16 protein-coding genes are annotated in these 18,797 nt (G+C 44.0%); 9 read left to right on the top strand and 7 right to left on the bottom strand.

The window, feature by feature from the left end:
- Nucleotides 1–28: 28 nt before the first annotated feature.
- Nucleotides 29–1,420, bottom strand: a complete 1,392-nt coding sequence (locus tag ACFSKO_RS11440) for an aldehyde dehydrogenase family protein (RefSeq protein ID WP_380251607.1) — start codon at nt 1,418–1,420, stop codon at nt 29–31.
- A 444-nt stretch (nt 1,421–1,864) separates the two neighbouring features.
- Between ACFSKO_RS11440 and ACFSKO_RS11435 the strand changes: the two genes are divergently transcribed.
- The gene (locus ACFSKO_RS11435; RefSeq protein WP_380251605.1) at nt 1,865–2,887 is read left to right on the top strand and encodes a hypothetical protein; all 1,023 of its coding nucleotides are present in this window, start codon (nt 1,865–1,867) and stop codon (nt 2,885–2,887) included.
- A gap of 115 nt (nt 2,888–3,002) precedes the next feature.
- Here ACFSKO_RS11435 and ACFSKO_RS11430 read toward each other — a convergent pair whose 3' ends face one another.
- The 4 genes from ACFSKO_RS11430 to nth form a co-directional block, all read right to left on the bottom strand.
- Nucleotides 3,003–3,755 (bottom strand): SDR family NAD(P)-dependent oxidoreductase, encoded by a 753-nt coding sequence (locus ACFSKO_RS11430; protein ID WP_380251603.1) that lies wholly within the window; start codon nt 3,753–3,755, stop codon nt 3,003–3,005.
- A gap of 118 nt (nt 3,756–3,873) precedes the next feature.
- Nucleotides 3,874–4,917: a M48 family metallopeptidase gene (locus ACFSKO_RS11425; RefSeq protein WP_380251601.1), complete on the bottom strand. Its 1,044-nt coding sequence runs from the start codon at nt 4,915–4,917 to the stop codon at nt 3,874–3,876.
- Between the two features lie 45 nt (nt 4,918–4,962).
- Nucleotides 4,963–5,523, bottom strand: coding sequence for a LemA family protein (locus tag ACFSKO_RS11420; RefSeq protein ID WP_380251599.1), 561 nt, complete (start codon nt 5,521–5,523; stop codon nt 4,963–4,965).
- Nucleotides 5,524–5,661: 138 nt separating this feature from the next.
- Nucleotides 5,662–6,315: an endonuclease III gene (gene nth, locus ACFSKO_RS11415; RefSeq protein ID WP_380251598.1), complete on the bottom strand. Its 654-nt coding sequence runs from the start codon at nt 6,313–6,315 to the stop codon at nt 5,662–5,664.
- Between the two features lie 148 nt (nt 6,316–6,463).
- Here nth and ACFSKO_RS11410 point away from each other — a divergent pair, with 148 nt between their 5' ends.
- The gene (locus tag ACFSKO_RS11410; protein WP_380251595.1) at nt 6,464–8,689 is read left to right on the top strand and encodes a methyl-accepting chemotaxis protein; all 2,226 of its coding nucleotides are present in this window, start codon (nt 6,464–6,466) and stop codon (nt 8,687–8,689) included.
- A 119-nt stretch (nt 8,690–8,808) separates the two neighbouring features.
- On the opposite strand, the gene ACFSKO_RS11405 is transcribed toward ACFSKO_RS11410, so the two are convergent.
- A complete protein-coding gene (locus ACFSKO_RS11405; RefSeq protein WP_380251593.1) occupies nt 8,809–9,723 on the bottom strand; it encodes a DMT family transporter in 915 nt (304 codons plus the stop codon).
- A gap of 230 nt (nt 9,724–9,953) precedes the next feature.
- On the opposite strand from ACFSKO_RS11405, the gene ACFSKO_RS11400 reads away from it, so the two are divergent.
- From ACFSKO_RS11400 to pgmG, 6 genes are all read left to right on the top strand, one after another.
- Nucleotides 9,954–10,790: a division plane positioning ATPase MipZ gene (locus ACFSKO_RS11400; protein ID WP_380251591.1), complete on the top strand. Its 837-nt coding sequence runs from the start codon at nt 9,954–9,956 to the stop codon at nt 10,788–10,790.
- Between the two features lie 214 nt (nt 10,791–11,004).
- Nucleotides 11,005–11,715 carry a VWA domain-containing protein gene (locus ACFSKO_RS11395; protein WP_380251589.1) on the top strand — a complete coding sequence of 237 codons (711 nt, stop codon included), beginning with the start codon at nt 11,005–11,007 and terminating at the stop codon, nt 11,713–11,715.
- Nucleotides 11,716–11,782: 67 nt separating this feature from the next.
- Entirely contained in the window at nt 11,783–12,508 is a 726-nt protein-coding gene (locus tag ACFSKO_RS11390) for a J domain-containing protein (RefSeq protein WP_380251587.1), read from the top strand.
- 63 nt (nt 12,509–12,571) lie between these two features.
- On the top strand, nt 12,572–13,441 hold the full coding sequence (galU, locus tag ACFSKO_RS11385) for a UTP--glucose-1-phosphate uridylyltransferase GalU (RefSeq protein WP_380251585.1): 870 nt from the start codon (nt 12,572–12,574) through the stop codon (nt 13,439–13,441).
- 37 nt (nt 13,442–13,478) lie between these two features.
- Nucleotides 13,479–14,804, top strand: coding sequence for a UDP-glucose dehydrogenase family protein (locus tag ACFSKO_RS11380; protein WP_380251583.1), 1,326 nt, complete (start codon nt 13,479–13,481; stop codon nt 14,802–14,804).
- Between the two features lie 29 nt (nt 14,805–14,833).
- Entirely contained in the window at nt 14,834–16,213 is a 1,380-nt protein-coding gene (pgmG, locus tag ACFSKO_RS11375; protein ID WP_380251581.1) for a phosphoglucomutase/phosphomannomutase PgmG, read from the top strand.
- Nucleotides 16,214–16,337: 124 nt separating this feature from the next.
- Here pgmG and ACFSKO_RS11370 read toward each other — a convergent pair whose 3' ends face one another.
- Nucleotides 16,338–17,579, bottom strand: coding sequence for a serine hydrolase (locus tag ACFSKO_RS11370; RefSeq protein ID WP_380251579.1), 1,242 nt, complete (start codon nt 17,577–17,579; stop codon nt 16,338–16,340).
- 237 nt (nt 17,580–17,816) lie between these two features.
- Here ACFSKO_RS11370 and ACFSKO_RS11365 point away from each other — a divergent pair, with 237 nt between their 5' ends.
- A complete protein-coding gene (locus ACFSKO_RS11365; protein WP_380251577.1) occupies nt 17,817–18,515 on the top strand; it encodes a hypothetical protein in 699 nt (232 codons plus the stop codon).
- The last annotated feature ends 282 nt before the right edge of the window (nt 18,516–18,797 follow it).

The raw sequence follows: 18,797 nt of genomic DNA, 5'->3' as shown, positions 1-18,797 counted from the left end.
TGTAGTTTCTTTTCTTAAGCTAAGATAATTAAATCTTAGTACGAAGATGGAATGACTTTGGACGCGTCAGGTGCTCGTAGGCGACTTTGGAGAGGCTGCAACCACGGCCGGAGTTTTTCACACCAGTCCATGCGAGAGCGGGGTCCAGATAGTCACAACGGTTCATAAACCATGTGCCGGTGTTGATATCATCACCGATTGCAAGAGCCGCATCTGCGTCTTGGGTCCAGATAGAAGCAGTTAACCCGAACTCGCTGTCGTTCATGAGTTTGATGGCTTCTTCATCAGAAGAAACTTTCATCACTCCAACAACAGGGCCGAAACTTTCTTCGTTCATCACCCGCATGGAGTGATCAACACCAACTACAAGCTGTGGTGCGAGATAAGGTGTACCTTCTTTGTCAGCAGCAAAGTAACCCGGATCTATAAGGGCTTGTGCGCCTGCTTTGACAGCTTCTGCAACTTGACCGCGGACAAAATCAGCGGCGCTGGTTTTTACAACGGGACCAAGGTTGGTATTAGGATCTGTTGGGTTGCCGAGTTTGTATTGTTTGAGCAAATCGACAGCGCCTGATACGAAATCATCGTAAACGGAATCATGAACGTAAATACGTTCAATACCGCAACAGGACTGACCAGAGTTAAACATAGCACCATCAACAAGGCTCTCGATCGCATGGGCGACATTTGCATCCGCGCGCACATACCCGGGGTCTTTGCCGCCAAGCTCAAGTCCAGTAGCAATAAACCGACCGGAAGCTGCTTTTTGAATGGCGTGTCCGGCAGGAACAGATCCTGTGAAATTAACAAAATCCACACCGTCTGAACCGATAAGCTTAGCTGCACCCGCATGGCTCATATGTAAGTGTTGGAAAACACCATCAGGAAGACCAGCTGCTTTGAAGGCTTCGGTGAAACGTTCGGCGCAAAGAGGGGTTTGAGCGGCATGTTTAAGTAGAACACTATTACCTGCAAGGAGTGCTGGAACAATGCAGTTTACTGCTGTCATTAATGGGAAGTTCCACGGAGCAACAACAAAAACCACACCCAAAGCTTCTTTTCTAATGAAGCGGGTGAAACCTTCTTTATCACCGACGTTTTGATCGGCTAGGGATTCTGGCGCAATTTTGATCATATAACGTGCGCGTTCTTCAAAACCGCCGATTTCTCCAGGCGCCTGAGAGATTGGACGTCCGATTTGCCATGTAATTTCTTCAGCAATGGCAGCTTTGTTGGCGACAAAGTAATCTACTGCCTTACTAACAATCGCTTGCTTTTCACTGATCGGAACCTTACGCCAGCTTTTTTGGGCGGCAACGGATTTATCCAGGGCTTTCTGGATATCACTGTCACTTGCTAGCGGACGTTCAACGTAAACTGATCCGTCAACAGGTGAAATACATTTCAATAATTCGCTCATGGAAGGCGCTCTCCTTGGTGTTTATGGAGTATTTTGTGGCACCTTCATAAACTGATCGTCTGCCTGCGACAAGATGTACAAAAGGAAGCCCTGATATGTGTTTTGTGCATAGCTGTGTTCGAAAATTGCATGGCTCAATTAATAGATAATTGATTTCATACTTTTTCGAATAAAGTAAATGTAAAAAAGAACTGAGAGTTTTATTTAAGGAGCATTGTTCACTTGCTCGAATCGATAGTCGAAATTTGGAGAATGATCAAGTTCCAGCTAATTCATTATTATAAAAGGTAATTTTTGTTTTGCAATTTTGTTAAGCAATCATTAATATTCATAAATTATTTTAGAGTGTAATCAATTAGTTGTCGGAGCATGTAGCTCATTACCCGCTAATACCAAATACCATGATATGGTGCATATTGGCTGGTACGACCTCAGGAGGAGAAAATGACTCATTCTGCACTAGGCTTGTTACGTCAGGGCTTGGAAAACTTACGCGGTTTTCCTGGATATAACTTGCTTGATCAAAATTCTGGGCAAAATGGCGTTGCTGGCCAAACGGGGCATGGATTTCCTAAAACCCATCCGGTTTCACCAATTGATGATCAAGTTGATGTGCCGGAAAATCTTTTATCTAATGAAAATCCAAGAGACGCTGCGCTAACAAGCGGCTCTTTATCTCCAAAAGAAGTTATCCAGCGGACGCTAAGTAACGCATTGGATTCTATTGTTGGTACTTTGGCTGAAGTCTTTGAACGCCTTGGTAATGGTAAAGATGCTGCTTTAGATCTTGCTAAAAATCTCGTTAACTCGATCAAAGAAGGTGCCGCAAATTCGGATGAATTTAGTTTTTCATTTGAACAGTCAGTTGCGACACGGACACAAAAGTCACTGTCTTATGCTGGGGCTGATGGAGTTGCTTCTGGTGTTAGTGAGCAAACATATTTGGCTGTACAATCACTTGATATATATGTGAACAACAATACGGGTGAGCTATCGTTTAATTTTGCCTCTGTTCAAGCTGAGATAACAAAAACGACAGCCGTGGCTCAATCGAGCTCTGCTGAAGGCGCTAATTCTTTACTTGGTAATGTACTGCAAGGACTGGATACTGGTGGCTTCTACGGCGCGGGTGAAGCTCTTGCTCTCGCTAGAGAGGGTGTTGGTTTGGACGAATTAATCAATACGATTGTGAGTAACCCACCAAGAACAAATGCAGATGATGATGCTGAACTTTTGAGAAAGCTTCCTGGGGAAGGTCCTCTTCTGAGCCTCCGTGAAAAACAAGATATCAGGCCTGAAAAAGAGGGGGATGATCCCTTTACGGTTTATCGGGCAGATCTTTTGGTTCCGCTCGGACACTTGTTTAATGGCGCGAATGGGCCGGAATTCGAAGGCCGCGATGGCGTACGCCAATCGTTATTGGATACTTTAACAAGTAGTGCGGGCGGTGTTGGTGTAGACGCTTAACACTTAACACCACCGTGATGGCAAGATGAGTAATTAATTATACACTCAGATCTCATTTTATTTTTAGAGACGATGTCAATAAGAGGGCTGTGAGCAGCCCTCTTATTTTTTTGTATCAAGGACGGGCTAATAAGCCCCCATCTACAATAAGTTCAGTACCTGTAATGTAGCTAGCATTATCCGATAACAAGAACAGGGTCGCATTTGACATATCCTGAGTTGTTCCTGCTCGTCCAAGCGGAATTACACTTTCGGTCGAACGTTGGATTGAGGGGTCGTGAACCCAGCGATCTTGCATAGGAGACAGTGTTGGCCCGGGTAGGATTGAGTTCGACCGAATGCCATCTGCAGCACCTTCCATAGCAACCGTCTTTGACAGTGATATAATAGCAGCTTTGGAGGCCTGATAAGCGACTTGTGGTTTATCATCGCCACGCATGGCTTGAATAGAAGCGACGTGGACCATGGAGCCTGACCCCGTTTTACGCATTAAAGGCAAGGCGTGACGGCAAGTTATAACCATGGATTTCAAATTAATTTCCATGATCCGATCCCATGAATCTAGATCCGTTTGTTCTGTCGATTTATCTTTATCAAACCAAAGAACCCCAGCTGCATTGACAAGATAATCAAGACGGCCCGTTTTCTTGAAAACATCCCCCATAACCCCCTGAACAAAGGCTGAGTCTGTGACATCACCTTTGGCAAAGTACGTTGTTCCTTGTTTGGTTTGAGTAAGATCTATCGCCGACTCTTTGATGTCTATAAGGACCACATAAGCACCTTGCTTTGCAAGGTCTTGGGCAATGTTGAGGCCCATACCGCCAGCTGCTCCGGTTACAACAGCCGTTTTTCCTGTAAAACTCATGGGGGGTACCTCGCTAGAGCATATAATTAAAAATATTCATAAAATGGATCAGATTATCGAATTTAAATGTTACTTCGCATGATTTCTTTCGATTTCGCGACAAAAAATCTCAACATTACTATTTCAAATTCATCAAGCGTTCAACACGCAGAGATGTCGCGGGATGGGTTGAAGTTAGATTGCTGGCGACTTCACTAAAGCTTCTATTGGGATTGATAATAAAGAGGTGCTCGGTTGCTGCATTTTTTTCTTTTAAGTGGGCATGACCACTTATCTTAAGAAGGGCAGAGGCTAGACCTTTTGGATTTCTTGTCAATTCCGCTGCAGTAGCATCGGCGAGATATTCTCGTTCTCTCGAAATCGCCATCCTGACAAGATAGGCAACAAGTGGAGCCAGAATTGCCGCCAAAACCCAAACAATACCTGCGATTAACATAAGAGGATTGGCGCCATTACTCTTTTTATTTGAACTTGAAGAGCGGCTTGTTGAGGACCGCGAGTAGAAAAATAATCGACTCATTCGGAGCATTATTTCCGCAACAACGGCTATTAAGCCAGCACCTACTGCGACGAGTACGGCATATTGAACATCTCTGTTGAGGATATGGGCCATCTCATGACCAACGACGCCCTGTAGCTCATCTCTTGTTAAGGCTTCATAAAGCCCTGTGGTGATTGTTATGGATGCGTTTTGGGCTCGTAGTCCTGTCGCAAAAGCGTTCAACCCATCATCATGAATGATATAAACCGCAGGTTTTGGTTGCCCGGATGCTATAGACATTTCTTCGACAATGTTATGGAGTTCTTGGTATTTTTCTGGGTCAGCCTCGATTGCATCGTTCATTTTAAGAAGGGTCTTATCCCCTGAAAAGTATGTCCAGCATAAAGCAAGAACTGAAAACACAATCATTCCAATTATACCAGATATACCCCAATCACTTATCAAGGTTAAGCTGAGAAGCTCTAAAATGTTTGTACTATAGGGCATGTTTTTTAATGCGGGATGACTTTGCGTAAAAATTTCTACGCCCCAACCGCTAATATAACCTAGCCCCATAGCCATTAATATCATGATCAAACAAAGCAGAACGGAATTACGTAGATTTTTTTTCTGAGCGGCCTTGAAGTCAGTAGAGATCAGGATCAGTGGTGACGTCGGCATTGTTTGAATTCCAACAACTTAAAGACTTTGAGGGCAATGCATTGTTTAAAAAGATACCTTTGGGGCGTCCTGAGCTGCTTTGCGGGTTGTGTCGTCAAGTTCCCAGAGATCTTCGAGAGCGAATTTAAAAAGTGACGCAATCAAGTTAGATGGAAATTGCTGTATATTATTATTTTGGGAGGTGGTGACGTCATTATAATGCTGACGTGCAAAGGCAACTTTATTTTCTGTTGTTGTCAACTCTTCGGTGAGATCACTGACACTGTCTTGGGATTTTATATCGGGATAATTTTCCATTACGGCCAAAAGGTTCGCGGTGGCGTTGGACAGCAAATTGTTACTCTCAATTGCTTCACTACGGGAACCTGCATTGTAGGCCCGCGTACGTGCTTTAGTGACCTGAGTAAGGACATCTTTTTCGTGCGCCATAAACCCCTTTACTGTTTCCACAAGGTTTGGAATGAGATCAAGTCTGCGTTTTAGCTGCACATCAATTTGCCGCCATGCATTTTCGACTGAGTTTCGCCCAGAAACGAGATCGTTATAAACTTTAATGGCATAAAACACAGTCAATATAACGAGGCCGAGAACGATGTATTCAGTCATTGGAGAACCTTATTTCGTGAAATGAAATCATGAGGTAAATATAAAAGCATTATGTGATAAAAGATGCGATAGTTAATTTTTACTCGAATAATTGAGAGGAATGGGTAGAGTCTGCGTTCGTGGCAAAACTCCTTGGAATCATGATTTTTTAGTTTTAACAGGATTTTTTCTGTCAGGGTAACAAGTCGAGCAGATTTCACATTTTGTGCCGTCACACCCCCGAGCCGAACAGTATTCACGTCCGTAGTAAATAATTTCCAGATGTAAATCATTCCAACGGTCTTTTTTAAATAATCTTTTGAGATCTTTTTCTGTTTGTTCGACATTTTTCCCATTGGTGAGGCCCCATCTTTGCGCGAGGCGATGAATGTGGGTGTCAACAGGGAAAGAGGGCACGCCAAAGGCCTGGGACATGACCACCCCGGCTGTTTTATGGCCAACCCCTGGAAGCTCCTCTAGCGCTTCCATTGATTGAGGTACAACACCGTCGTATTTGTCGATTAGGATTTGTGAAAGTTCCGAAATGGCTTTTGATTTTCGAGGGGAAAGTCCACAAGGACGGATGATCGCTCTGATCTCTTCTACGGGAACCTTTGCCATATCAAAAGGATTGTCCGCGCGCTCAAAAAGAGCCGGCGTAATTATATTTACCCTCACGTCGGTACATTGTGCGGAGAGTAAAACGGCAACCAGTAATGTATACGGATCTTTGTGATCAAGGGGAATCGGCAATGTTGGATACAGCTCTTTTAGGCGCTTATTTATATATACAACTCGATTTTTTTTTAACATTTTGACCCTTATCGCTTAGATTTAGGAAATTTTAGCTTTTGGTATACTTTATGTTAACGCTCCCGACGAATAATCGTTGTTAAAGAAGTAAAAGCAATAACATTTTCGTCTCAAAAATGAGACTTGATAGGTAAGGTCGGGTTAAGTCGTGTCTGAAGAACAAAAAATCACACAAGATGACAGCCAAGAAGAGGTTGCCATTGATGAAGCCGCTCATGAACAAATTCTTGGCGAAGAAGTAACGAATGAACTGGAAGGAGAAGAGGTCGTTGGAGAATCTCAACGTACTACTTTTCTTGGAAATTTTGGAGTTTCGACCCGAATTTCTTCCTTGATGTTACTTGGAATTATTGCCTTGGGCGTTATTTGTACCATTTATTTTGTCGGTGATGTGCTCTTGGCAAACAGCCGAACTCAATTGGCTGAAAATCAGGCCAAACTGGCACAAAATCAAGCTCTTTTAGCGGCGGATCAAGTCGAGCTTGAAAAATCTCAACAAATCCAAAAGCTGGTTGATGAAATTGATGTCAGCATAAACCGTTTGGCGTTAAACGAAAAAGATTTTCTACTTAAAAGCGATTTGAAATTTGAAGATCTGTTTTTTAAAGAAATGGACGTTATTAACGGCAAATTGAAAGAATTGGAGAGCCTTTCAGAGGCACCAGAATTAAAAGATAGTTTAGTAACATTAAAAGCCAATCTTCTGTCTTATGAAGATAGTTTTGGGAATGTTGTTGAGGCTAAATCTACTTTGGGAATGACAAAGAATGCAGGTCTTAAGGGGAAGCTAAATAATTCGGCTTTTGCCATTGAGGATAGTTTGAAGGCACCTTATTTGATTAAACTCGCGGGCGAAATGACATCTATTCGGACTGTCGAGAAAACCTTTATTATCACCCATGAAAAAGAAGTTATGGATGATGTTCTTAAAAAAGGTAAAAAGTTTAATCGTAACGTAAAGTATGCATTGCTTTCCAAAGATGAAAAGAAATCCATTCAGGTACTCGTTGAAACCTACTTAAAGGATTTTGAAAATTTTGCGACAACGACTTTGAATTTTGACGGTGGAACGGATCAGCTCGTTTCTGTTTTTGGCACTCTCGATGAACCTATCAATGCGATGGCCGAATTCAGTAAGTCCAAGCTTTCAACGATTGCATCGCGAGTTGCTTCTGTCACTGCGGATGTCGAAGCCGTTTCTGTTGACGTGAAGAAAGTATCACTTGAAGCCGATGAAAACGCTGCATCTGTTCGTAACCTGATCATTGGTGCTGCGATTGTCATCTTCATTCTTATGGTTGCTATCGGGGTTGTTGTTCTTCGAAGTTTGACAGGCCCAATTCGTTTGATCACAGACGTGACCACTCGGTTATCGGAAGGGGATAAAGACGTTGATATTCCGGCTGTCGATAACAAGGATGAAGTTGGTGAAATGGCGCGGGCATTATTGGTCTTTAAAGAAAATTTGATTGAAAACGAGCGCAATGAAGTCGAACGTCGAGAGCAGAGGCAAGAGCGCGAAGAAAGAGCCCGTCGTCTCGAAGAACTGGCAGAAGCTTTTGATAGTGAAGTTAGAGATGTTCTCTCTGGTTTACAGAGTTCTACGGGTAGGATGGGCGATACGGCTTCAACAATGTCAACGATTGCAGATGAAACCAAAGCGCAGTCCGCTGCCGTTGCATCTGCTTCTGATCTGGCATCGATGAATGTGCAAACAGTGGCATCGGCCGCGGAAGAGTTATCTGCCTCGATTAATGAAATCAGTCGTCAGGTTTCTGATTCTGCATCCGTGACAAACCGTGCAGTTTCTGAGGCGACAAAGACAAGTCAAACTGTTCAGGAGTTATCTGAAGCTGCGCAGAAAATTGGTGAGGTGGTTCACTTGATCAATGATATTGCTGAGCAGACCAATCTTCTGGCTCTGAATGCGACGATCGAAGCCGCACGTGCGGGAGAAGCTGGTAAAGGCTTTGCGGTTGTTGCTTCTGAAGTGAAATCCCTGGCCAATCAGACAGCTAAAGCGACTGAAGAAATATCAGAGCAGATTGCCATGATGCAAAAACAAACCGGTTCTGCTGTTGGTGATATTGAAGGTATCAGTAAAATTATCAATCAGGTTAATGAAATTGCATCCGGTATTTCTGCAGCCGTTGAAGAGCAAGGGGCTGCGACACAGGAAATCGCCCGCAATACCCAAGAAGCTGCAAGGGGAACACAAGAAGTTTCTTCCAACATTTCGGGTGTGAGCCAAGCGGCTGAAAAATCTGGACAAGCTTCTGACCAGGTTATGACAGCGGTTGATGAATTGAAGAGCCAAGGAGACAGATTGAATTCTCAAGTTCAGAATTTCCTTCAACAAATTAAAACTGCATAAATTCAAGGTTATCCTGACAGAGAAATATTTTTTCTAATGCAAAACGGCCGAAGCTAGTTTTAGCTTCGGCCGTTTGTTTGTTATTACCTTAAGTTGAGGTTTTTAGCATCAAAACTCTTTTATCGGTTGCGTTTTAGCCAAGTGGTGAAGGATATCGTTGATATTCGGCTGACGGCAATGCCTGAGACGATGAGTAGTAAGGCTATTATCGTGGTTGACGGAAGACGTTCACTAAGAAACAAGGCACCCCATAACACGCCAAAGAAGGGCACGAGGTAGCCAACGTAAGAGGCAAAGGTAACGCCAACTTCCCGAATAAGGTAAAATCGGAGAACGAAAGCCAGAGCTGTCGGGATGATACCAAGATAAACGAGTGCAGAAAGACTTTGCCAACTACTTATCGTCAAGGTGTGCCAGGGAGCTTCAAATAATAAGCTGACAGGGAGAATGAGCAACGTTGCCGAGATAAGGATTGAGGCTGTTATAACGGTGTTGGATTTTTCTTTTATTCTTCGAACAAGAATACCTGAGCAGGCATAACACATGGCAGCAATCATGGTCGCTAATTGAGCAATAACATCAGTACCAAATCCGGAAAAACTATCAGGACCAAGGATGATCATAACGCCTGAAAAACCAATAATAACACCCAAAAATTTGAAAAGGGTGAAACGATCATCCGTACTGAAAAAATGGGCAAGTATCAGGGCAATCAAAGGTCCCGTGGCCATGAGAATGGCTGTCAGGCCAGAAGCAATATATTTTTCTGCCCAACTGATCATGGCAAAAGGAGCAGCCATGCTAAAAAAACTGACAATAATAATTTGGCGCCAAAAGGCTTTGTCTTTGGGAAAGTGTAGAGATCGTGAATGCATGTAGAAATAGATCACTATACTTGCAATCAAAAGTCTGCTGGCTGCTATTGTAGCTGGCGGTACTTCCTCTACTGTGATTTTGATCGCCAGGAATGCTGAACCCCAAATTGCTGCGAGAAAAGTAAGGAGGAGGAAATCCTTTAGGGTCGGAGCGCGCATGGGGCTATCCACAAATTATCAATTGATACAGACCTATCGTTATATGGCTTGATTTGACAAGGGAAAAGGTTCACTGCAAGACAAAGAAGGAGAGCTATAATATTGCTGAGTTAAAATCGGGGCAGTAAGATGACATTGATCATTCTGTTATGATTCTATTTCGTCTATCTATTCCGAGTGTTAAGTCGAGTTTTGTCTAAGTATTAATTATATAAAAGTAGTTTTCTAAGATGACTGAAAAAAATGAACAGCACCGGCCGCGCATTGTCGTCGTTGGGAATGAAAAGGGTGGGTCCGGTAAATCAACCACCACCATGCATCTTGTTGTTTCTCTTTTAAAAGATGGTTACAAGGTTGGCACGATTGATCTTGATGCGCGTCAAGGAACTCTTTCTCGCTATTTAGAAAACCGCTCACGCTTTGCCGAGAATTCAAAAGACCAAATTTTACTTCCTGAAAACAGGCGTCTTTATCGATCTGAAGCTGTAAATAAAGCTGTGAGTGAAGAGGAAGACAAAGATAATCTTGAACTCGCGATGCATGAACTTTGGGATCGCGATTTTATCGTATTCGATACTCCAGGAAGTGATAATTACCTTTCTCGTCTTGGGCATAGCTATGCGGATATTCTTATTACTCCCCTGAACGACAGTTTTCTGGATATGGATATGTTGGCAAAAGTGGAGATCGAGGAAAAAGAACTGAAATTAACCCCGAGTACTTACAGTCAAATGGTTTGGGAGCAACGACAACAAAGGGCAATACTAAAAAAACGCCCCATTGATTGGGTGGTTATGCGCAACAGGTTGTCTCATATCGATGCAAAAAATAAGCGCGATATAGGTGTGTTGCTTGAACATTTGTCAAAGCGATTGCAGTTCCGTCTGACACCCGGCTTTGGTGAGCGTGTGATTTTTAGAGAACTCTTCCCTAAAGGCCTAACCTTACTTGACCTTGATTCTCCGGGGGCTGGGATCAGCATGAGCATGAGCCACGTTGCCGCTCGACAAGAAGTTCGAGCTCTTTTAAATGCGATTGGGCTGACAAAGAAAAATGCTGCGACCTGAATAATCTAATTAAACAGAGGAACATTGTCTGGAAAATTTGCTCAAAAAGAGCTTCATAAATTGGAGGGGCTTTTGCATACAAGCAGGGATACCTATATTCTATGAATGATAGTTCCTGAAAATTTATTGGAAATTTATCTCCGGTATATGTTTTAGGAAATGTATCTATAGAAAGGTATTCAGGTGAAGCCTTTCCTATCAAAACGGAGATTTTGTGCCAGATAAGAAATCAGACAAAAAACTTCCAATAAAGTCCGATAATCAGGATATCGAAGCTTTTTTACAGAAATTGGAGCAAACGCCTGCGCCAACTTCTGCACGGGGGCGTTTGATTTTTGCTCTGGATGCGACAGCGAGCCGTCAAATGACGTGGGACCATGCCTGTCATATTCAATCAATGATGTTTGAAGAAGCTGGCCGAGTGGGTGGATTGGATATTCAACTTATTTTCTTCCGGGGCTTTCGCGAATGTAAAGCTTCTTCGTGGGTCAGCGACGCGGGGCATTTACTACGTCTTATGACGTCGGTTCAATGCCTTGCTGGAAATACGCAGATCGGTAAGGTTTTTAAACGTGCCTTGAAAGAGACGATAAATAAACGGGTTAATGCCTTGGTTTATGTTGGCGATGCGATGGAAGAAGATGTCGATGCTCTTGGACATATGGCGGGGCAACTCGGCTTATACGGTGTTCCTTGCTTTATGTTTCACGAAGGGAGAGATCCTATTGTGGCCAACGTCTTTAAACAGATTGCTAAGTTATCTGGTGGCGCCTATTGCCCTTTTGATGAAGGGAGCGCACAACAATTAAAAGAGCTTTTATCTGCTGTAGCTGTTTTTGCCGCGGGGGGGCGTAAGGCCCTTGAAGACTTGAGTAAAGATGGGAGAAGTGCTTCTGTAAAACTTCTTTCACAAATGCCTGATTAGTCGTCTGGATCATCGGTTTTTGGTGTTCATGAAGTATCAAAATAAGCGGTAGTGGAGTACAAAAATAATGCCATACTTTATCTTGGGGTTGGGACTTTTCTTTGGCCTGATTTTCTTGGCACATTGGTATAGTAAGGCTAAGCCTGCGGTTGTGGCGAAGACAGTGAAGTTTATCCTTTTGGGTGTGGGCCTTTTTGTTGCCTTATTTCTGATCTTTACCGGCCGCATTTTCCTTGTACTAGCTGCTTTGCCACTTCTTATTCCTTTCTTGTTACGGTCTCGGGCTCTTATGCAGCGTTTCAAAGCGGCAAGTGGTGGAACAGCTGGGAAAAGCTCACATGTGGCTACAGGTTATTTACGGATGACTTTGGACCATGACAGTGGAGAAATGGACGGCGAAGTCCTAATGGGTGCTCATGAAGGGTGTAAACTGTCTGAATTGTCTCTTGTTGAGATAGAGCAACTCTATCGGGTTTATCTAATCGAGGATAATAAGTCTGCTGATTTATTATCCGCTTACGCAGAGCGTCGCTTTGGTTCAGAGTGGCAATATGAAAAAGGGACTGATCAAAAAGCACAAGACAAGGAAGAAGGTAACAATTTTTCAAACAGTGTCATGGATCGGAAAAATGCCTTGGAAATATTGGGGCTGGATGAAGGGGTAACGGAGAATGAGATTAGAGAAGCTCATAAAAATTTAATGCAAAAACTTCACCCGGATCATGGTGGAAATAATTATTTGGCGACCCAGGTTAACAGAGCAAAAGATGTGTTGTTAAAAGGCGCTGGTTGAGTTCCTCGTGTGAGTGTGGCATGACGATGTTTGATTTTATTACTGATGAGGAGCGGGGGATTTATGCGTCGACCCGTACGTAAGGCAATTTTTCCGGTAGGGGGTCTTGGGACCCGGTTTTTACCTGCAACAAAGGCAATGCCTAAAGAGATGTTGCCAGTCGTCGATAAACCATTGATCCAGTACGCTGTAGAAGAAGCTAAAGCGGCAGGTATTGAAGAGTTTATTTTTGTGACTGGTCGTGGAAAAGCTGCAATAGAAAACCACTTTGACCGCGAATATGAGCTTGAAGCTGTTTTAAAAAACCGGGGTAAACTCAAAGAACTTGACGATTTGTCGAGCCTGCTTTTAGAAGCCGGAAGCGTGACTTATACCCGTCAACAAGAGCCTCTTGGTCTTGGTCATGCCGTTTGGTGTGCCCGAAATCTGATCGGGGATGAGCCTTTTGCTGTACTGCTCGCCGATGATTTAGTCCAATCTGAGACAGCTTGTCTTAAACAAATGGTTGATAGTTATCAGGATACAGGTGGCCATCTTGTGGCAGTAATGGATGTGCCAAAGGATCAAACCAATCGGTACGGTATCTTGGATGTTATTGAAGATAATGGATCTTTGGCGCGGGCGCGGGCACTTGTGGAGAAGCCTCAACCCGAAGATGCTCCGTCAACGTTATCCATTATCGGGCGTTATATTCTGGATCCGTCAGTCTTTCATGAACTGGATAAAAAAGAACGCGGCGCAGGTGGTGAGATCCAGTTAACAGACGCGCTGTCGGCGACGTTGGATCAGGTGACATTCCATGGTCTTCGTTTTGAAGGCACAAGATTTGATTGTGGTAGTAAAGCAGGCTTCCTTGAAGCGACCATTGCCTTTGCGCTCGAACGTGAAGATCTTGGTGGTAAAATGAGAAACATTATTAAAAAGTATGCATGAACGGTTGTCGTAGAGGCTGCTTTAAGGAGAATTACGCATGCGCATAGCAATGATTGGCACTGGTTATGTAGGGCTTGTGTCTGGAACTTGTTTTTCCGAATTTGGCACGAACGTTGTCTGTGTTGATAAAGATGAAAAAAAAATCGAAGGGCTCAAAAAGGGTGTTATTCCCATTTTTGAACCTGGTCTCGATACTTTGGTCAAGAATAACACTGAAGCTGGACGGCTAACTTTTACGACTGAGCTTGAAGAAGCCGCGAAAAAAGCCGATGCGATTTTTATCGCCGTAGGAACACCTCCCGGTGAAAAAGATGGTCAGGCAGACCTATCTTATGTTTATCAGGCTGCGCGTGAAATTGCCGCGGTAATTGAGGGTTACACGGTTATTATCACGAAGTCGACCGTACCAGTTGGCACTGGACGTGAAGTTGAACGGATAATTCGAGAAGAACGGCCAGATGCGGATTTTGATGTTGTCTCCAATCCTGAATTCTTACGTGAAGGCGCCGCAATCAGTGATTTTATGCGCCCGGATCGGGTGGTTATTGGGGCGGAAAGTAAACGCGCTCAGGATCTTATGGCAGAACTTTATCGGCCACTTTATCTCATCGAAACACCGATCCTCTTTACCAAGCTTGAAACTTCTGAGTTGATCAAATACGCCGGAAACGCTTTTCTGGCGACAAAAATTTCCTTTATCAATCAGATGGCCGATCTTTGTGAAAAGGTTGGCGCGGATGTGCATCAAGTCGCCAAAGGAATTGGCCTCGACGGTCGCATCGGCCGCAAGTTTCTTCACGCCGGCCCCGGCTACGGCGGATCTTGCTTTCCTAAAGACACTCAGGCTTTGGCCTTTACGGCACGAGAAAACAACGCTCCGGTAAGTCTGGTCGAAGATGTGATCTCTTATAACGATGAGCGCAAACGCCGTATGGCTAAAAAGATTATTGCGCAGTGTGGGGGATCGGTTGAAGGTAAAAAAATAGCCGTTCTCGGACTGACATTTAAACCTAATACAGACGATATGCGGGATTCCCCAAGTCTTGATATTATTCCGATACTTCAGAGCAAAGGCGCGCGTATCAGTGCCTATGACCCAGAAGGGATGGAAGAAGCTTCACATCTGCTTTCCGATGTTTCCTATGGCAAGAATGCTTATGAGATTATGGATAAAGCAGATGCTCTGGTAATTATCACGGAATGGAATGAGTTCAGAAGACTAGATTTGTCTCGGGTGAAGTCTCTTTTGTCGTCACCCGTGATGATCGATTTACGCAATATTTATAATCCTGATGAAATGAAAGAAGAAGGATTTGAGTATTTGTGTATCGGGCGTCCGCTCTCGGCTTTTACAAATATTTAATTGAACTTAATTTTTCAGGCTAGGTAACCGTGCATAATTTTCATCCAAGCATTATTCGAGAATATGATATTCGTGGGATCATTGACGAAACGCTTAACACAACTGATGCGCTTGCTATTGGGCGTGCTTTTGGCACTATCGTCCGTCGGGGCGGGGGAAGTAAAGTGGCTGTTGGATATGATGGCCGGACATCCTCACCAGATCTCGCAGCGGCAATTATTAAAGGCCTAAGGGCTTCTGGGGTTACCGCTTATGCTGTTGGCCTTGGCCCAACGCCGATGCTGTACTTTGCTGCCTATACACTGCCTGTTGATGGCGGGATTATGATCACAGGATCTCATAACCCCGGTAATCACAATGGCTTTAAATTGGTACACAATAGACAAGCTTTCTTTGGTGCTCAGATCCAGCAGATAGATGATCTTGCCCGTACCGGGGACCTTGAAAGTGGTGAAGGTGATTTAATAGAGCATCCTATTTTTGATGATTACATCAAGCGTTTGCTCGAAGAAGTTAGCTTTGATAAAGACGATTTCAAAGTCGTTTGGGATGCTGGCAATGGGGCTGCTGGTGACGCTATGGTTGCTTTGACAAATGCTTTACCAGGTAAACACACGCTATTGTTTGCGGATATTGATGGCTCTTTCCCGAATCACCATCCCGACCCGACGGTTCCAGAAAACCTCGTGGATTTGCAAAAGGCTATTGCAGAGCAGAAGGCTGATCTTGGAATTGCGTTTGATGGTGATGGTGATCGTATTGGGGTGGTTGATGAAGAGGGCGAAATCCTCTGGGGTGACCAGATTATGCTCTTCCTTGCAAAAGGGGTTTTAAGAGATCTACCCGGCGCCACAATTATTGCCGATGTAAAAGCCAGCCAAATTCTATTTAGTGAAGTGGAAAAAGCTGGTGGTAATCCCGTTATGTGGAAAACCGGACATTCCCATATTAAATCAAAGATGATCGAGCTGGATGCACCTTTTGCAGGGGAAATGTCGGCACATCTTTTCTTTGCGGATCGTTATTATGGCTATGATGACGCCCTTTATGCCGCTGTCCGCGTTCTTAATTTAATCGCGGAAGAAGGTATTTCTTTGGCTGAGTTTCGCAAATCGTTACCACAGGCTGTTAATACGCCAGAGCTTAGATTTGAATGTGATGAAACGCGAAAGTTTGCGGTCGTTGAGGAAGTGGCCGCCCGCTTGGCTTCTGCAAATGCAGACGTGGTTTCTGTTGATGGCGTTCGGGTTAATACGGCAGATGGTTGGTGGTTATTGCGCGCTTCGAATACTCAGGCTGTATTGGTTGCCCGGTGCGAAGCAAGTACGGACGCAGGCCTGCAACGATTGAAAGATCAATTGGCATCGCAGCTTTCCTTGAGCCAGGTTGATATGCCTTCTCAACGTTAGGCGAAAAATACTGCCCTCATTTAAAGTGGGTTTAAGCTATAATAATAAAGAGACCAAAAAAAAGAGGCCTGTGAAATCTCACAGGCCTCTTTTTTGTTTTTATTTTAAACTTTGTTATCAACCATTAAAACAGTCCGGGAGGAACTGCGACGCAGGACATGCGTTGTTCTTTGAGTTCCCGGCAAGCGTTACGTGCGGCGACTTCATCCAGGCCCTTTAGGCGGGCGCGGTATAGGGCCCCGTCGGCTTTATCAACCTGTTGAATATGAACTTGGGTACCGTTTGGTTGTGATGTGATTTGAGCAAGAGCTTGATCTGCAGCCATCTTGGCTGGCTCATACTTTTTGAATGCACCGACTTGAATACCCCAATCCGTAATTGGAACATTGATGCTCTGGTTGGAAGTAGTTTGAGTTGGAACTGCTGCAATTTGACCGGGCAAGTTCGCATTGCTGCTTGCTGCTGCTAATACAACTGGGCGAGCTAAAGGCTGTGGGGTTGCTTTTGCCAAGACAGTCTGGCGTAGTGGGTTGCGTTTTGGAATCGCAGGCGCTTTGGCAACGCGGGTGACACCAACCCGCTTGAAGCTTTTGTCCAGAATTTCTTTCATGTGGCGATCACGTGAACGCCCTGTTTTACCGCCAAACACCACACCAATGAGGCGACGGTTGTTCCGGACAACAGATGCTACGAGATTAAAACCAGAGGCGTTCGTATATCCTGTTTTGACACCGTCGGTGCCTTGGTAACTTGCAAGAAGTTTGTTGTGATTACGATATGAGCGATTCTTGTAGGTATAACTCTTGGTTGAAAACAGGCCGTAATACTGCGGAAAGTCACGCTTTAGAGCTATTGCAAGAGTTGCCATGTCACGCGCGGTACTCAATTGTCCCCGGTTTGGTAGTCCGGAAGCATTGCGGAAAGTTGTCCGCTTCATACCAAGTTCGTGCGCACGTTTTGTCATCATGCGGGCAAAGGTCGTTTCTTTACCGCCGATTGCCTCGGCCATAACAACGGCTGCATCATTAGCAGATTTTGTGACTAAGGCCATGATAACGTCTTCAGTCTTAATCGTGCTGCCAATCCTTAGTCCTAATTTTGAGGGAGCCATGCCGGATGCGCGCCGGGAGACAGGAAGTTGTTGATTTATTTTCAACTTACCGTTCTCCAGTGCTTCAAAAGCCATGTAGAGGGTCATCATTTTAGTGAGGGATGCTGGATAATTTCTGGTGTCAGCGTTCCTGCTATAGAGGATTTCGCCTGTATCCACATCTAAAACAAGGGATGCATATTTGGCCTGCGCAGGTGCCATAAGCACAAACAGGGTCAGAAGCATGGTGGTAATAAGCTTCAGTCCTAGTTTCATTAATTCCCCCTCATTAATGGGATTGATTTAAAATACTTACCCAGCGTACTGGATGTTATGACTCAATTCTGTCGCCTAAATGTCTAATACAGAAGGATTCTACATAAAATTGATTCTTCTGTCCAGCTGCCATTAGGATGACATATTTATCTTGTGAATTAGTAAAAATACAGAGCCAATGTTAATAAATGGCAAAAATGGCGGAAAATAGTAAAAATAAATTAGACAGAGGATAAAATGCGTCTATCTCAAATCTGGCCCTTGATTGCGGCTCCGCTATTTCTGGCTACAGCCTGTTCCTATCAGGGAAATATCGATAAACCTTATACTCAAAAAGCGACTTGGTTCAGTTACGTTGGTGGCGATGATATTCGCGCGCGCTGTGCCCCCGGGGTGACAGAATATCGTTTTATATATAACGCCGTGTACGATGAACAACTTAGAACTTATGAAATCAAGGGGACTCCGGGTGGCGCGGCAGAAATGACTTCCCGTGTTCAAGTTGGCTCTGGTTTAAAAAGTAACGAAATTTCGATTTCGCTACCGCTTGCCCAATTTGGGTGGAATAAATCCGTCACAAATCTATCTATTTCTGATATGGCTGAGCTTGAATTGGGGTTGAAGGAAACCGGAGCTGGAGAACCCATTACTAAGGGCGCTCGGTTGCGGTCGGATGATTTTTACTGGGTTTCGGCTCTTTGTTATGATGGAGCATTTGTTTTTAACGGATGGAAAGACGTTGAAGATGGTTTTGAACATCTCAGCTTTATGCCTTTCCTTCTCGCTCACGATGAGACTGGGATCGAAGTCAATTCTTTTAGAGATGTTGGCACCGAGAATGCGGCTCGCATGGGGCAATCCAAAGCTGAAAGACAAAAGCATTTCAATCTTGAAGTGGGAAATAATGGGCTGCTGACCGGCTTTTCTTTCTTCTAAACAAATTATCGTTAGAAGAAAGGTAAGTATCGTATCAAGAATTTATACGTAGGTTTGTTTGATCTTTTAGAAAGGCTGGAAAGAGCCTGAATATTGGTTGTGAACAATTTTTGTCAGGGAGTGTTTTTCTTTGATGATTTAATTGGATCAACCCTTCATGGGTGGTGCTTTCTGAATGGGCTAAGGGCGCGATCCTTATATTCGATTATTACAGGCAGATTTGTTTAAGTATAACAGATCTGCCTGTGGTCATTTAGCCGGCAACTATAAGTTTATTCGTAA

It is taken from the genome of Kiloniella antarctica (genome assembly GCF_042682825.1).
Taxonomy (GTDB): Bacteria; Pseudomonadota; Alphaproteobacteria; order Kiloniellales; family Kiloniellaceae; genus Kiloniella; species Kiloniella antarctica.
Note: the sequence above shows the minus strand (reverse complement) of the source record. Positions and strands in the feature narration are given on the sequence as shown.

Bases quoted from the DNA above. Each gene is read 5' to 3' on its own strand.
- ACFSKO_RS11440 (WP_380251607.1), bottom strand. From the start codon at position 1,420: ATGAGCGAATTATTGAAATGTATTTCACCTGTTGACGGATCAGTTTAC.
- ACFSKO_RS11435 (WP_380251605.1), top strand. From the start codon at position 1,865: ATGACTCATTCTGCACTAGGCTTGTTACGTCAGGGCTTGGAAAACTTA.
- ACFSKO_RS11430 (WP_380251603.1), bottom strand. From the start codon at position 3,755: ATGAGTTTTACAGGAAAAACGGCTGTTGTAACCGGAGCAGCTGGCGGT.
- ACFSKO_RS11425 (WP_380251601.1), bottom strand. From the start codon at position 4,917: ATGCCGACGTCACCACTGATCCTGATCTCTACTGACTTCAAGGCCGCT.
- ACFSKO_RS11420 (WP_380251599.1), bottom strand. From the start codon at position 5,523: ATGACTGAATACATCGTTCTCGGCCTCGTTATATTGACTGTGTTTTAT.
- nth (WP_380251598.1), bottom strand. From the start codon at position 6,315: ATGTTAAAAAAAAATCGAGTTGTATATATAAATAAGCGCCTAAAAGAG.
- ACFSKO_RS11405 (WP_380251593.1), bottom strand. From the start codon at position 9,723: ATGCGCGCTCCGACCCTAAAGGATTTCCTCCTCCTTACTTTTCTCGCA.
- ACFSKO_RS11400 (WP_380251591.1), top strand. From the start codon at position 9,954: ATGACTGAAAAAAATGAACAGCACCGGCCGCGCATTGTCGTCGTTGGG.
- ACFSKO_RS11390 (WP_380251587.1), top strand. From the start codon at position 11,783: ATGCCATACTTTATCTTGGGGTTGGGACTTTTCTTTGGCCTGATTTTC.
- galU (WP_380251585.1), top strand. From the start codon at position 12,572: ATGCGTCGACCCGTACGTAAGGCAATTTTTCCGGTAGGGGGTCTTGGG.
- ACFSKO_RS11380 (WP_380251583.1), top strand. From the start codon at position 13,479: ATGCGCATAGCAATGATTGGCACTGGTTATGTAGGGCTTGTGTCTGGA.
- ACFSKO_RS11370 (WP_380251579.1), bottom strand. From the start codon at position 17,579: ATGAAACTAGGACTGAAGCTTATTACCACCATGCTTCTGACCCTGTTT.
- ACFSKO_RS11365 (WP_380251577.1), top strand. From the start codon at position 17,817: ATGCGTCTATCTCAAATCTGGCCCTTGATTGCGGCTCCGCTATTTCTG.